This is a genomic window from Streptomyces sp. NPDC051567 (genome assembly GCF_044454165.1).
In the GTDB taxonomy this organism is placed as follows: Bacteria; Actinomycetota; Actinomycetes; order Streptomycetales; family Streptomycetaceae; genus Streptomyces.
This window is the reverse complement of the sequence record NZ_JBITDK010000005.1, coordinates 87,063-101,254: the sequence shown is the minus strand read 5'-3', so window position 1 is coordinate 101,254 and position 14,192 is coordinate 87,063. Positions and strand designations below refer to the sequence as shown.

General features: G+C 74.4%; 14 protein-coding genes. 9 read left to right on the top strand and 5 right to left on the bottom strand.

Features of this window, described 5'->3' with window-relative positions:
• Window positions 1-25 precede the first annotated feature (25 nt).
• Together ACIA5F_RS08120 and ACIA5F_RS08115 are read right to left on the bottom strand one after the other, a co-directional pair.
• Window positions 26-1,486, bottom strand: a complete 1,461-nt coding sequence (locus ACIA5F_RS08120) for a PLP-dependent aminotransferase family protein (protein ID WP_399350406.1) — start codon at window positions 1,484-1,486, stop codon at window positions 26-28.
• Entirely contained in the window at window positions 1,483-1,875 is a 393-nt protein-coding gene (locus ACIA5F_RS08115; RefSeq protein ID WP_399350404.1) for an ArsC/Spx/MgsR family protein, read from the bottom strand. The genes ACIA5F_RS08120 and ACIA5F_RS08115 overlap by 4 nt, the downstream gene beginning before the upstream one ends.
• A 144-nt stretch (window positions 1,876-2,019) precedes the next feature.
• Between ACIA5F_RS08115 and ACIA5F_RS08110 the strand changes: the two genes are divergently transcribed.
• On the top strand, window positions 2,020-2,274 hold the full coding sequence (locus tag ACIA5F_RS08110; protein ID WP_399350402.1) for a hypothetical protein: 255 nt from the start codon (window positions 2,020-2,022) through the stop codon (window positions 2,272-2,274).
• A gap of 132 nt (window positions 2,275-2,406) precedes the next feature.
• On the opposite strand, the gene ACIA5F_RS08105 is transcribed toward ACIA5F_RS08110, so the two are convergent.
• Window positions 2,407-3,531 (bottom strand): PP2C family protein-serine/threonine phosphatase, encoded by a 1,125-nt coding sequence (locus ACIA5F_RS08105; protein ID WP_399350400.1) that lies wholly within the window; start codon window positions 3,529-3,531, stop codon window positions 2,407-2,409.
• An 89-nt stretch (window positions 3,532-3,620) separates the two neighbouring features.
• On the opposite strand from ACIA5F_RS08105, the gene ACIA5F_RS08100 reads away from it, so the two are divergent.
• From ACIA5F_RS08100 to ACIA5F_RS08090, 3 genes are all read left to right on the top strand, one after another.
• Window positions 3,621-4,388: a VIT family protein gene (locus tag ACIA5F_RS08100; protein WP_399350398.1), complete on the top strand. Its 768-nt coding sequence runs from the start codon at window positions 3,621-3,623 to the stop codon at window positions 4,386-4,388.
• A 113-nt stretch (window positions 4,389-4,501) separates the two neighbouring features.
• A complete protein-coding gene (locus tag ACIA5F_RS08095) occupies window positions 4,502-5,407 on the top strand; it encodes a TIGR01777 family oxidoreductase (RefSeq protein ID WP_399350396.1) in 906 nt (301 codons plus the stop codon).
• Window positions 5,408-5,636: 229 nt separating this feature from the next.
• Window positions 5,637-6,908, top strand: a complete 1,272-nt coding sequence (locus tag ACIA5F_RS08090; protein ID WP_399350394.1) for an NAD(P)/FAD-dependent oxidoreductase — start codon at window positions 5,637-5,639, stop codon at window positions 6,906-6,908.
• A gap of 51 nt (window positions 6,909-6,959) precedes the next feature.
• On the opposite strand, the gene ACIA5F_RS08085 is transcribed toward ACIA5F_RS08090, so the two are convergent.
• On the bottom strand, window positions 6,960-8,399 hold the full coding sequence (locus ACIA5F_RS08085; protein WP_399350392.1) for a regulator: 1,440 nt from the start codon (window positions 8,397-8,399) through the stop codon (window positions 6,960-6,962).
• A 293-nt stretch (window positions 8,400-8,692) separates the two neighbouring features.
• On the opposite strand from ACIA5F_RS08085, the gene lipB reads away from it, so the two are divergent.
• The 4 genes from lipB to ACIA5F_RS08065 all read left to right on the top strand — a co-directional run bounded on the left by lipB (window position 8,693) and on the right by ACIA5F_RS08065 (window position 11,887).
• Complete coding sequence (gene lipB, locus ACIA5F_RS08080; protein WP_399350390.1) at window positions 8,693-9,493, top strand: lipoyl(octanoyl) transferase LipB; 801 nt, start codon at window positions 8,693-8,695, stop codon at window positions 9,491-9,493.
• Between the two features lie 108 nt (window positions 9,494-9,601).
• Window positions 9,602-10,555: a lipoyl synthase gene (gene lipA / locus ACIA5F_RS08075; protein WP_399350388.1), complete on the top strand. Its 954-nt coding sequence runs from the start codon at window positions 9,602-9,604 to the stop codon at window positions 10,553-10,555.
• Window positions 10,556-10,980: 425 nt separating this feature from the next.
• Window positions 10,981-11,178: a hypothetical protein gene (locus tag ACIA5F_RS08070; RefSeq protein WP_399350791.1), complete on the top strand. Its 198-nt coding sequence runs from the start codon at window positions 10,981-10,983 to the stop codon at window positions 11,176-11,178.
• 10 nt (window positions 11,179-11,188) lie between these two features.
• Complete coding sequence (locus tag ACIA5F_RS08065; protein ID WP_399350386.1) at window positions 11,189-11,887, top strand: DUF4191 domain-containing protein; 699 nt, start codon at window positions 11,189-11,191, stop codon at window positions 11,885-11,887.
• Between the two features lie 219 nt (window positions 11,888-12,106).
• Here ACIA5F_RS08065 and ACIA5F_RS08060 read toward each other — a convergent pair whose 3' ends face one another.
• Window positions 12,107-12,574: an RDD family protein gene (locus tag ACIA5F_RS08060; protein WP_399350384.1), complete on the bottom strand. Its 468-nt coding sequence runs from the start codon at window positions 12,572-12,574 to the stop codon at window positions 12,107-12,109.
• A gap of 185 nt (window positions 12,575-12,759) precedes the next feature.
• Between ACIA5F_RS08060 and glnA the strand changes: the two genes are divergently transcribed.
• Window positions 12,760-14,169, top strand: coding sequence for a type I glutamate--ammonia ligase (glnA, locus tag ACIA5F_RS08055; protein ID WP_399350383.1), 1,410 nt, complete (start codon window positions 12,760-12,762; stop codon window positions 14,167-14,169).
• Window positions 14,170-14,192: the final 23 nt, after the last annotated feature.

Below are 14,192 nucleotides of genomic sequence, written 5' to 3'. Positions count from 1 at the left end.
CGGCTGAGAGCCTGCTCCCGCCCGGTCAGGCGGCCGGTCCGCGGTCCGGCCGGGCGGGCCGTCCCCGCCCCGCGAGCTGCGCGGACAGGGTCGCCGCCAGCGCCTCCAGGGCGCGGGCGAACGCCGCGTCCGGCGGGGCCGCGTACCCCACCACCAGCCCCTCGCGCGGCGGGTCGGGGTCCGCCGGGTGCTGGTAGCCGGAGAGCCCGTCCAGGGCCAGGCCCGCCGCGCGGGCGGCGGCCAGCGCCGGGACCTCCGTGCCCGGCGGCAGCTCCAGCACGGCGTGCAGCCCGGCGGAGATGCCCGTCACCCGGACCTCGGGGGCCCGTACCGCCAGCGCGGAGACGAGCTGGTCCCGGCGGTCGCGGTAACGCCTGCGCATCCGGCGCACGTGCCGGTCGTACGCGCCGCACTCGATGAAGTCGGCCAGCGCGAGCTGGTCCAGCGCGCTCGCCCAGGACTCCCGCTGGCCCTTCGCGGCCAGCACCGGGCCGATCAGCTGGTCCGGCACGACCAGCCAGCCGAGGCGGATCGCGGGGGAGAGGCTCTTGCTGAGCGAGCCCGCGTACACGACGTGCTCGGGGGCCAGACCCTGGACGGCGCCGACCGGCCGGCGGTCGTAGCGGAACTCGCCGTCGTAGTCGTCCTCCACGATCAGCCCCCCGGTCGTCCGGGCCCACTCCACGGCGGCGGCGCGCCGCGCGGGCAGCAGCCGCCCGCCGGTGGGGAACTGGTGGGCCGGGGTGAGCAGCAGGGTCCGTGCCCGCCCCGGCAGCCCGCCGGTCCGGGCGCCGTCCTCGTCCACGGCGACGGGGTGCGGGCGGACCCCGGCCGATTCGAGGATGCCGTGGTGGAAGGGGAGCCCGTACGCCTCCACGGCCCAGTCGCGGGGCCGGACGGTGGCCAGCAGCCGCAGCCCGTTGGCGAAACCGGAGCAGACCACCACGTTCTCCGGGCCGGTCCGCACCCCCCGCGCCCGGGAGAGGTAGGCGGCCAGCGCCCGCCGCAGTTCGGGGCGGCCCCGTGGATCGCCGGGGCCGAACGCCTCGGTGGGCGCCTCGGCCAGGGCCCGCCGGGTGCTGGCGGCCCAGGGCCCGCGCGGGAAGCAGGCGGGGTCGGGCTTGCCCTGGAGCAGGTCGTGGCGGGGCCCCTCGGGTGCGGGCGAGGTCTCGGCGGCCCGCACGGCGGCGGTCGCCGCGCCCTCGGTGACCCGGGTCCCGGACCCCTGGCGGGCGGTGAACCAGCCCTCGGCCACCAGCTCGGCGTACGCGTCGGCGACGACGCTGCGGGCCAGCCCGAGGTCGGCGGCGAGCGCCCGGTACGGCGGCAGCCGCGTCCCGCCCGCGAGCCGCCCGCTGCGCACGGCGTCGCGCAGGGCCTGCGCGAGCGCGGTCCGGCGGGCGCCCACGGCGGGCAGTTCGAGGTGCAGGTCGGCGCCCGAGCCGGTGCCGTCGTCACGGTCGGGGCGGTCGTCGGGGACGCTCACGCGGGGAGCTCCGGGGCCCGGCCGGTGCGGCCCAGGGCCTCCCGGACGGCCTCCTCGGAACGGGCGACCACGGCGGTGCCGTCCGCGGCGGTGATGATCGGGCGCTGGATCAGCGCCGGGTGCGCGGCCAGGTGGGCGATCCAGCGCCCCCGCGCCGCGTCGGTCGCCTCGCGGGGCAGCTCCCGCAGGCCGCCCTCCCCGGCCGAGGGGTCCGCGGTCCGCGCGATCTCCCACGGCTCCAGCCCGAGGCGGCCGAGCACCTCGCGGATCTCGTCCTCGGACGGCACGTCCTCCAGGTACCGGCGCACGGTGTACTCGGCGCCCTCCGCGTCCAGCACGGCCAGTGCGCCCCGGCACGTGGAACAGGCCGGGTTGATCCAGATCTCCATGACCCGAGCCTAAGGGCTTTCGGCGGGGTCCCGGGGCCGTGCCCGTGGCCCGGAAAGCCTTGTCCGGCCAGGGTGTCTGTCAGTGGTGCCGGGTAAAATCGAGGGAGAAGGACAGGGCGCCAACTACCGTTTGGGAGGCTGTAGATGGCCACTGCCACCACCGTCCGGCAGGTCAGGAAGAAGCCGCTGCCCGCAGGTCTGCCCCGCGAGTGGTACGAGCACCACAACCGCCGTCTCAAGGCGATGCGGCTGGCGATATCCCTGCTCGACTCGGGGACGTACGACGCCCGGCGCGCCACCAACCGGAAGATCCGGACCATGGCGGTCCGGACGGGCGTCCACCGCCCGTCCAACGTCACCTGCAGGCTGGTGCGCGCGTTCATGCGCGACGGGAGCTGACTCCGCTCCGGGCGCGGGGTCCGGCGCCGCGCACCGGCCCCGGGAGACCCGGGCCGGTGCGCACCGGCCCGGGGCGTTCCCCGGTCTCAGGTGCCTCGGGGCCGTCCCGTGGCCGTCCGCCGCGGCAGTACGTCATGTCGTGGCGGGACCGGCGTCGCCGGACGGCTGCGGGGGGCCGTCCAGCGAGAGCACCAGCAGGGCCACGTCGTCGCGCGGGCCGCCGCCCGTGAAGGCCACCAGGTCCCGCCACACCGCCAGGACCAGGCCCGCCGGATCGGCCTCCGCCGCCGGGACCCGGTCGGCCAGGGGGTAGAACCGCCCCGCCGCGTCCCGGGCCTCCGTCACGCCGTCCGTGTGCAGCAGCAGCCGGTCCCCGGGCCGCACCGGCACCTCGGCGGCCACCGGCGGGCCCGGTCCGGCGAGCCCCAGCCCCAGCCCGATCGGGGGCCCGGGGACCACCGCGAGTTCCTCGACCGCCGTCCCGCGCAGGAGCAGGACCGGCGGGTGCCCGCACGAGACGATCCGTACGAGGTCCAGGCCGGGCGGGAACTCCAGCAGCACCGCCGTCGCGAACAGCTCCGGGTGCTCGACGGAGGCGGCCCGCGCGTCCGCCAGCAGCCGCCGGTCCAGCCGGGCGGCCACCGCCGCCAGCTCCGCGTCGTCCAGGACCGCCTCCCGGAACGCCCCGAGCAGCGCCGCCACCGTGGCGACGGCCGCCAGCCCGTGCCCCTGCACGTCCCCGACCAGCGCGCGGACCCCGTACGGCCCCGCCCGTACGTCGTACAGGTCGCCGCCGATCAGGGTGCCGCGCTGCGCCGCCCGGTACAGGCCCGCGCAGCGCACCGGGCCGACCCGTCCGGGCAGCGGCGGCAGGACCGCGAGCTGGGCCGCCTCCGCGACCGTCCGTACGCTGACCAGCTGGGCGTCCCGGCGGCGCCGGACCCAGGCGATCACCACGCTCAGCAGCCCGACGGCCGCCACCGTGGCCAGGTCCGCGCCCTGCGCGTGCGCGACGCCGATCCCGGGCACCCCCAGCAGCACCAGCACCAGCGCGGCGAAGAACGCCGTCCCGGCCGCCCCGTACGCGAAGGCGGCCACCGGGGGCAGACCGGCCAGGAAGTAGCCCAGCTCCACATCGCCCGGGGTGGCCCGCTGCGCCAGTACCAGCACCAGCAGGGCCAGCACGGGGGCGAGTCGCGCCCAGCGCGGCGGTGGCTCCCCGCGCAGCCAGCCCGGCTCCCCGCGTGCGCGTCTCACCCCTCCACCCTGGTACCGGCGGCGGGCCCGCGCACCCCGGACCGCCCCGCCGGGTGGCCGCGCGCCGCCGGGGCCACGACAGTGGTGACGTGACGGACGACGAGGCAGGCGCCACACCCCCCGCCCGGTCCCCGGGGCCCGCGCACCTCACGGCGCACGGCGCCGGGAGCGGGTCGCGGAGCGGGGCGATCAGCACCCGGCTCAACTGGCTGCGGGCGGGCGTGCTCGGCGCCAACGACGGGATCATCTCCACCGCCGGCCTGGTCGTCGGCGTCGCCGGGGCCACCACCTCGCGCCCGGCGATCCTGGCGGCGGGCGTCGCCGGGCTGCTGGCGGGGGCGCTGTCGATGGCGGCGGGGGAGTACGTCTCCGTCTGCTCCCAGCGGGACTCCGAACGGGCCTCGCTCGCCATGGAACGGTGGGAGCTGGACCAGGAGCCGCAGGAGGAGCTCGAAGAGCTCACGGGCCTGCTCATGGCCCGCGGCCTGACCCGCCCGCTGGCCCGGGAGGCCGCCGAGCAGCTGACGGAACGGGACGCGCTGCGCGCCCACGCCCGGGTGGAGCTCGGCATCGACCCCGACGCCCTGGCCAACCCCTGGCACGCGGCCCTCGCCAGCCTGGTCGCCTTCACGGTGGGCGCGCTGCTCCCGCTGCTGGCGATCACCCTGCCGGGCTCCTCCGCCCGGGTTCCGGTGACCGTGGCCGCCGTCCTGGCGGCCCTCATCCTGTGCGGGGTGCTCGGCGCCCGCCTGGGCGGCGCCCCGGCGGGCCGCGCGGTCCTGCGCAACGTGGCGGGCGGGGCCCTGGCCATGGCGGTCACCTACGCGGTGGGCACCTGGCTGGGCACCACCACCTGACGCACCTGACCCGTCCGGCCCACCTGACCCGTCCGCCCTGCCGGTCCCGTCCGGCCCGCCCGGCCGCCGTCGTCACCGTGTCCCCGGCGCGCGGCAGCGGCAGGATGGGCGGCATGCGTATCGCAGTCACCGGTTCCACCGGTCTCATCGGCAGCGCCCTCGTCCGTTCCCTCCGCGCCGACGGCCACGAGGTCGTCCGCCTGGTGCGCCGCCCGCCCGCCGCCGCCGACGAGGCGGCCTGGGACCCCCGGCGCGACCACGTCGACCCCGCCGGGCTCGCCGGCTGCGCCGCCGTCGTCCACCTGGCCGGGGCCGGGGTCGCGGACCACCGCTGGTCCGCCGCGTACAAGAAGGAGATCCGCGGCAGCCGGGTCCGGGGCACGGCCACGGTCGCCCGCGCGCTGGCCGCCCTCGACGAGCCGCCCGCCGTCCTGGTCAGCGGCTCCGCCATCGGCTTCTACGGGGACACCGGGGACCGTGCCGTGGACGAGGACGCCCCGCGCGGGGACGGCTTCCTGCCCTCGGTCTGCGAGGAGTGGGAGGCCGCCGCCGACCCCGCCCGCGCCGCCGGAATCCGGACGGTGCACGCCCGTACCGGCCTGGTCGTCGCCCGCGGGGGCGGGGCCTGGGCGCGGCTCTTCCCGCTCTTTCGCGCGGGCCTCGGCGGGCGGCTCGGCGACGGCCGCCAGTACTGGTCGTACCTCTCCCTGCGGGACGAGGTCGCGGCCCTGCGCCACCTCGTCGACACCCCCGCCCTCTCCGGTCCGGTCAACCTCACCGCCCCCGAACCGCTGACCAACCGCCAGGTCACGGCGGCCATGGCCCGGGTGCTGCACCGGCCCGCGCTGCTGCCCGTACCGGCCGTGGCCCTGCGGATCGCGCTCGGCGAGTTCGCCGGGGACGTGCTGGGCAGTCAGCGGGTCCGGCCCGCCCGGCTGCTGGGGTCGGGCTTCGTCTTCCGCGACCCGGGCATCGAGCAGGCGATCCGGGCCGCCCTCGACGGACCGCGCACGCCCTGACCGGGCTGACCGCTCTGACCGTGCTGGCGGCGCTGACCGGGCTGACGGGGTCACCACCGGGGAGCGCACACACCTGACGCCACGTGACCACCGTGCGACTGTTCGTGCGCCTTATGCGACCGCTGTGCGACCGAAGTTGACCGTAATACGTCACCTGGCGGGGGTTCCCCCGGAGCGGGCCGGGGGAAAGAGGAGCAGACACAGCCGCGCCGACCTCGGGGAGGGGCACGTGCTCAGCAGCACACACCACGCCGCACACCATGCGGACATCGTCATCGTAGGAGCCGGAGTCTCAGGACTCGCGGCGGCACAGCACCTGATCGCGGCGGGGGTCACGGTCACCGTCCTGGAGGCGGCCGGGGACCCCGGCGGGCGGATGGCCACCGAAGCGGCCGACGGCTTCCGGCTCGACCGCACCGGCCAGCTCCTCAGCACCGCGTACACCGAACCGGCCCGCACCCCCGGCCTGGAGGGGCTGGTCCTGCGCCCCTTCGCGCCCGGGGTCCTGGTCCACTGCGACGGCAAACGGCTGCGGGCCGGAGCCCTGACCCCGGCCCGCGCCCTGGCCGGCGGCTCCCTCGACCAGGCCCGGCTCAGCGCCCTCCTCGGCAGGCTCGCCGCCCTGCCCGAGGAACGGCTGCTCGCCCGCCCGGAACGCACCGCGCTCGCCGCGCTGCACGCCCGCGCCCTGGCGCCCCGCACCCTCAACGGCGTGCTCCGGCCCCTGCTCGGCGCCCTGCTGCGCGACCCGGAGCTGACCACCTCCAGCCGCGTCGCCGACCTGGCCCTGCGCACCTTCGCCTCGGGCCGCCTCGCCGTGCCCGAAGGGGGCGCCCGTGCCCTGCCCGACCAGCTCGCCGCCGCCCTGCCGCCCGGCACCGTACGCACCGGGGTCCGGGTCCGGTCGGTGGCGACCAACCTCGTCACCACCGAGGAGCACGGCGACTTCTCCTGCCGCTCCGTCGTCCTGGCCACCGGGGCCCGCGCCGCCGCCGAGCTGCTGCCGGGGCTGCGGGTGCCGAAGTTCCACGAGGTCACCGTCCTGCACCACGCCACCGCCGCCCCGCTGCCCTGGGACGGCTCGCTGCTCCTGGACGCCGACCCCGGGTGGCCCGTCGCGCACACCGCCGTGATGAGCGCCGTCGACCCGACCCGGGCCCCGGCCGGCCGGAGCCTGGTCACCACCACCGTCCTCGGCCCGCCGCCCCCGGCCCGCACGGTCGCCTCGCGCCTCGCCCGGCTCTACGGGACCCCGACCCGGGAGTGGGAGCTGCTGGCCGTCCACCACACCCCGGAGGCCGTCCCCGCCATGCCCCCGCCCTACGACCTGCGGCGCCCGGTGCGGGTCCTGGCCGGGCTGTACGTGTGCGGCGACCACCGCGACCTCAACACCGTCCAGGGCGCCCTGCGCTCCGCCCGGCGCGCCGCCACCGCCGCCCTGCGCGACTTCGGCATCCCCGTCCCGGCCCTCACGGGCCCCCTCCTGCCGATGGCCGCCTGACCCCCCTCCGACGGGCACCCCGGGCCGGGACACGGCCCGGGGTGCCCGGGTTCAGGACAGCGCCGCCACCCGGTCCCGGTAGCCGCGCACGGCCGCCGCGTCCCGGAACGGCTCCAGCCGCCGCTCGAAGTCCCGTACGTACTCCACCGCGCGCGCCGACCGCATCTCCGTCGCCTGCTGCGCCGCCTCCGCCCCCAGCACGCACGCCTGGTCCAGCTCGCCGAGGCCCAGCCGGGCCGTGGCCAGCACCACCCGGCTGAACAGCCTCGACCGCGCGTACCCCGGCGACCGGAGCTGGAGCGAGCGCTCCGCGTGCTGGGCCGAGGCCCGGTACTGCTGGAGGTCCCGGTGGCAGTGCCCGAACTCGTCCGCGAGCTGCGCCTCGTCGAAGAACCGGGCCCAAGGCGGCACGTCGTCCCCCGGCCGCGCCGCGCCCAGCGACCGCTCGGCCCGCACCAGGGAGGCCGTCGCCGCCCGGACCTCGCCCAGGACCGCGTGCCCGCGCGCCTCCGCCGCGTGCAGCAGCGACTGCATCACGGGCGGCGGCCCGGAGCCGACGCCCTGCTGGGCCACCCGGGCCAGCTGCACCGCCTCCCGGCCGTGGCCGAGGTAGACGGCCTGCTTGCTCATGGTGACCAGCACGTAGCTGCCGTACTGCCGGTCGGCGGCGGCCTGCGCCAGCCGCAGCGCCTGCACGAAGTACCGCTGGGCCAGCCCGTGCGCGGCGATGTCGTACGAGGTCCAGCCCGCGAGCCGGGTCAGGTCGGCGGCGGCCGAGAAGAGCCGCCGCCCGGTGCTCTCCCCGTAGCTCCCCCGCAGCATCGGCTCCGCCTCGTGCTCCAGGTACCGCACCAGGGCCTGGCGGGCGTGGCCGCCGCCGTAGGCGTGGTCCAGGGTCCGGAACAGCTCGCTCACCGACCGCAGCGCCGCGATGTCCCCGGCCGTCACCCGCTGGCCGGGGCCGCGCTCGGTCTGCCGCTGCCGGGTCACCGGGCCCCGCCCCTGCTCGGGGACGCGGGCCGGGCCGGGGTCCGGGCCCCGCCCGACCCGCTCGTCGGGCCGCCCGATCAGCCAGTCCCGGCTGGGCACGACCAGCCCGGCCGGGGTGAAGGCGATCTTGCGCAGCTCGGCGTGGGAACCGGAGTCCTTGCGCCACAGCCCGCTCGCGATGTCCACGGCCTCCTCCGGGGTGGCCGCGAACTCCAGCCCCGCGTAGACCGGCGCGCACGCGTCCAGGCCCAGGTCCTGCGCCGACAGCCGCCGCCCGAGGCGCCGGGTGAAGACCTCCGCGATCAGCGCCGGGGTGGTCCCGCGCGGCTGCTGCCCGCGCAGCCACCGGGTCACGGAGGTCTTGTCGTACCGCAGATCGAGACCGTGCTCCAGACCGAGCTGGTCGACGCGGCGGGCGAGCCCGGCGTTGGAGAACCCGGCTTCCGCGATCAGCGCCGCGAGCTGCCGGTTGGGGACACGCTGGGCAGGTCGTTCCGTCATCGGCTCCACGGTTTCCTGACGTGACGGACCGGAGTACCGGCCCAGTGGACGGCGTGAATGTAGCGGCGAACTTCGTCCGGACCGCCCCCTCTGCCCCGGATTCATCCGATCGTGTGCAGAGCGTGTAGGGATCTTTACGGACCGACCGGTTCCGGCCGCGCGCCCCCGGTCCACCGGTCCCGGGGCCCCGGGACCGTGCGGCGGCCGGGGCCCTGACGGCATCCGTACGGGCCGCCGTACTCTTGGCCGAGTGCGATACATGCATACAGCAGGTTCAACGAGGAGGCGCTGCGGTGGCTGAGCTTGGATTTGTCCATCTGGGCTTCGGGCCGGAGTCCGTCGAGTACACCGTGGCCTGGGAGGAGCAGCGCCGGGTGCACGCCGCCCGCTTCGCGGACGAGACCGGGGACACCTGTCTGCTGCTGGAGCACCTGCCCGTCTACACGGCGGGCCGGCGCACCACGGACAGCGAGCGCCCGCTCGACGGCACCCCCGTCGTGGACGTGGACCGCGGCGGCAAGATCACCTGGCACGGTCCGGGCCAGCTGGTCGGCTACCCGATCATGAAACTGCCCCGGCCGGTGGACGTGGTCGCCCACATCCGCCGTCTGGAGGAGGCGCTGATCCGCACCGCCGCCGAGTTCGGTCTGGAGACCTCCCGGATCGAGGGCCGCTCGGGCGTCTGGATCCTGGGCGACCCCGTCGAGGAGCGCCCGTCGATCGGCGGCCTCTCCCTCGACCTCGACCCCCGCCTCCACGACGACGAGTTCGACGCGCGGCTGGCCGGCCCCGAGTACGCCCCCTCCAACGCGGGCCAGCGCCGCGAGGACCGCAAGCTCGCCGCCGTCGGCATCCGGGTCGCCAAGGGCGTCACGATGCACGGGTTCGCGCTCAACGTGAACCCCGACAACACCTGGTTCGACCGGATCATCCCCTGCGGCATCCGCGACGCCGGTGTGACCTCGCTCTCCTCCGAGCTGGGCCGCGAGGTCACCATCGCCGAGGTGCTGCCCGTCGTCGAGCGCCACGTGACCGACGCCCTCGTCCACGCGGAGCTGCGGCCACGCGAGGTGGAGCCCGCCTCCGGCCCGTAGACACCGGGAATCAGTCCGGCCGCCCGAAGGTTGGCCGACGTACGAGCGTACGAAATTACGGGCGTACCCTGGTGGGCGCCGAAGAATCGAAGTCACAGGGAGCCGGTCGTGTCCGCAGTCGCACCCGACGGACGCAAGATGTTGCGCCTGGAGGTCCGGAACAGCCAGACCCCCATCGAGCGCAAGCCCGAGTGGATCAAGACCCGGGCGAAGATGGGTCCCGAGTACACGAAGATGCAGGCCCTGGTGAAGGGCGAAGGACTGCACACGGTGTGCCAGGAAGCCGGTTGTCCGAACATCTACGAATGCTGGGAGGACCGCGAGGCCACCTTCCTCATCGGTGGCGACCAGTGCACCCGGCGCTGCGACTTCTGCCAGATCGACACGGGCAAGCCCGAGGCGCTGGACCGGGACGAACCGCGCCGGGTCGGCGAGTCGGTCGTCACGATGGACCTGAACTACGCCACCATCACCGGCGTCGCCCGCGACGACCTGCCCGACGGCGGCGCCTGGCTGTACGCGGAGACCGTGCGCCAGATCCACCAGCAGACGGCGGGCCGCGCCTCGGGGCAGACCAAGGTCGAGCTGCTGGCCCCCGACTTCAACGCGGTCCCGGAGCTGCTGGAGGAGGTCTTCGCCTCCCGCCCCGAGGTCTTCGCGCACAACGTCGAGACGGTGCCGCGGATCTTCAAGCGCATCCGCCCCGGCTTCCGCTACGAGCGCTCGCTCGACGTGATCACCCAGGCGCGGGCGTACGGCCTGATCACCAAGTCGAACCTGATCCTCGGCATGGGCGAGGAGCGCGAAGAGGTCTCGCAGGCCCTGCGGGACCTGCACGGGGCCGGCTGCGAACTCATCACCATCACCCAGTACCTGCGCCCCTCGCCGCGGCACCACCCCGTCGAGCGCTGGGTCAAGCCGGCCGAGTTCGTGGAGCTGGCCAAGGAGGCCGAGGAGATCGGCTTCTCCGGTGTGATGTCCGGACCGCTGGTCCGCTCCTCGTACCGGGCGGGGCGCCTCTACACCCAGGCCATGGAGAAGCGCGGCCGAGCCGGAGCGTAGGTCGGTGCTCCGCCCGAGGAACGAGGGCGGGGACCCGGCCGCAGCGGTGGCGAGGCGGAGCTCGACCGACACGATGGAGAAGCGCGGCCGAGCCGGAGCGTAGGCCGGTCTGCGGCGTGGCCGCAGTGGGACTGAGCCTGTGAGGTCGCGCACAGCACCGCCAGGCGTTACCGATCATCAGCAGCACCGCAGAGACGCAGCACCGCAGAGACGCGGCTCCTGGGCTCGCTTCGGCAGGAGCCCGGTGGGCCGCGTCAATGTTTCATCACCGTTTGACCGGCCGGTCACCCGTCGGTAACACCGTTCGGTGACGATAGGTCCACGTATCGCAGGTAACGCGCGCATCGTGCGCATCGCGCGGGGCCTGCCCCGGACCCGCCGTCGCCCGTACCGCCGACGTGAGCACCGTGAAAGGGACCGTCATCATGCAGGCCGCGCCCGTACGCGCCATCGCCATCCCGTCCTTCGCCGATGCCTTCCGCGGCATCGAGTCCCTGCTCATGAGCGGTGCCCGCCGCAACGCCTGGACGGCGGTCCTGGAGGACCGCCGCAGGGCCAGGGACCGGGTCGAAACCGAACACGTACTTGAGGCCGCGGCCACCCGGGCCTCGCAGGCCACGTAAACTTCGCTGTATGGCGAGGAAGTCAAACGCAGAGACTGCTGCGAACCCCGGGCGACTGAAGCAGATCGCCCTGACCTACAAGATGACGCGCAAGGCCGACCCGAAGGTCGGGCTGATCCTCGCGGGCGTGGGAATCGTCACCTTCGGTGTCTTTCTCGCGATCGGCTTCCTGATCGGCCACCCGGTCTACCTGGGCATCCTGGGCTTCCTGGTGGCGTTCCTCGCGATGGCGATCGTCTTCGGGCGACGGGCCGAGCGGGCTGCCTTCGGGCAGATGGAGGGCCAGCCGGGCGCTGCCGCGGCCGTGCTGGACAACGTGGGCCGGGGCTGGTCGACCACCCCGGCGATCGCGATGACCCGCAATCAGGACATCGTCCACCGGGCCGTCGGCAAGGCCGGCGTCGTGCTGATCGCCGAGGGCAACCCGAACCGGGTGAAGACGCTGCTCGCGGGCGAGAAGCGCAAGCTGGCCCGGATCATGCCGGACGTGCCGGTGCACGACTTCATCGTCGGTACCGGCGAGGGCGAGGTGCCGCTCAAGAAGGTGCGCACCACCCTGCTCAAGCTGCCGCGCGTCCTGTCCGGCCCCCAGATCACCCAGGTCAACGACAAGCTGCGGGCCATGGGCGATCTCATGAGCAACATGCCGCTGCCGAAGGGTCCGATGCCCAAGGGCATGCGGATGCCGCGCGGCGGAAAGATGCGCTGACCCGCGCGAGCGGCGACACCAGGAGCGGTGACACAGGGGCGCCCCCGAGAGCCGAAGGCTTCGGGGGCGCCCCTGTGTCGTGAAGCGTGCGTCATGAAGCGGTGCCCGACGGCTCGGGTAGCCCGGCCCCACCGGTGCCACCGGCCCCACCGGCTACCCGTCGGCCGTCGGCGCTGCGGGCCGATCTGACGGACTCCGGGCGGATGCGCGGCCCGTCCGTCAGATGCGGACCTGGACGGCGCGGGCCAGCCGGTCGTGCAGTCCGCGGCCGTCGCGGTCCCAGATCAGCGCCGGAACGACCAGCGCCAGCAGCACCGTACGCACCAGTACCCGGACGACTCCGAGGCGTCCGCCGTCCTCCGCGATCACCCGCAGGCCCAGGAGGCGCTTGCCGGGGGTGGAGCCCACGGTGGCGACCGTCAGGAAGCTCAGGGCCACGAAGAGCCCCAGCGTCCAGTTGCCCGCGGCGGCCAGGTCGCCGTGTGTGATCAGGCCGTATGCGATCAGCTGGCAGCCGATCCAGTCGAGGGCGACGGCGCCGATCCGGCGTCCGAACCGCGCCACGGAACCGGTGCCCCGCTGCGGCAGGCCGAGCTGCTGGCCCGGGTAGCCGAAGTCGACGCCCATCTCCTCGGCCGCCGCGCGGGGGCCGGAGAGCCACGATCCGATTGCTTGCCTCTTGTCCACCCGACCACGGTACCCGTGGTGCTCCACGGCACTCCCGCCGGACCCTGGTTAACTTGTGCGAAACAAATGGGTCATGCTGGAGAAATCCCGTCTGCTTATGGTCGGGTCTGCGTGCGCCACCGCACCGACGCGCCACGAGCTATACAGCCCGTCCCTGCCCCGGGGCCGGGAGTAGGAGGAGTTGGATGTTCCAGAACGCCGACGACGTGAAGAAGTACATCGCAGACAACGACGTCAAGTTCGTCGACGTCCGCTTCTGCGACCTGCCCGGTGTGATGCAGCACTTCAGCATCCCGGCAGGCGTCTTCAACCCGGACGAGGAACTGGCCTTCGACGGCTCCTCCATCCGCGGTTTCCAGGCGATCCACGAGTCGGACATGTCGCTCCGTGCCGACCTGTCGACCGCGCGCCTGGACCCGTTCCGTCGTGACAAGACGCTGAACATCAACTTCTTCATCCACGACCCGATCACGGGTGAGGCGTACAGCCGCGACCCGCGCAACATCGCGAAGAAGGCCGAGGCGTACCTCGCCTCCACCGGCATCGCCGACACCGCGTACTTCGGCCCTGAGGCCGAGTTCTACGTGTTCGACAGCGTGCGCTTCGCGACCTCCGCGAACGAGGGCTTCTACCACATCGACTCCGAGGCCGGCGCCTGGAACTCCGGTGCGGTCGAGAACAACCGCGGTTACAAGGTCCGTTACAAGGGCGGCTACTTCCCGGTCGCCCCGGTCGACCACTTCGCCGACCTGCGCGCCGAGATCTCCCTCGAACTGGACGCCCAGGGCCTCCAGGTCGAGCGCCAGCACCACGAGGTCGGCACCGGCGGCCAGGCCGAGATCAACTACAAGTTCAACACGCTGCTCGCCGCGGCCGACGACCTGATGCTCTTCAAGTACATCGTGAAGAACGTCGCCTGGCGCAACGGCAAGACCGCGACCTTCATGCCCAAGCCGATCTTCGGTGACAACGGCTCGGGCATGCACGTGCACCAGTCGCTGTGGGCGGGCGGCGAACCGCTCTTCTACGACGAGGCCGGTTACGCGGGCCTCTCGGACACCGCCCGCTACTACATCGGCGGCATCCTCAAGCACGCCCCGTCGCTGCTGGCGTTCACCAACCCGACGGTGAACTCGTACCACCGCCTGGTGCCGGGCTTCGAGGCGCCGGTCAACATGGTGTACTCGCAGCGCAACCGCTCGGCCGCCATGCGCATCCCGATCACGGGCTCCAACCCGAAGGCCAAGCGCGTCGAGTTCCGCGCCCCGGACCCGTCCTCCAACCCGTACCTGGCGTTCTCGGCCCTCCTGCTGGCCGGCCTCGACGGCGTCAAGAACAAGATCGAGCCGATGGAGCCGATCGACAAGGACCTCTACGAGCTCGCCCCCGACGAGCACGCGGCCGTCCCGCAGGTCCCGACCTCGCTCGACGCGGTGCTGACGGCCCTGGAGCAGGACCACGAGTACCTCCTGGCCGGCGGTGTCTTCACCCCCGACCTGATCGAGACCTGGATCGACTACAAGCGCCAGTACGAGATCGCCCCGATCGCCCTGCGCCCGCACCCGCACGAGTTCGAGCTCTACTTCGACCTGTAGGCCGCGAACGGTCGTCCGGCGAA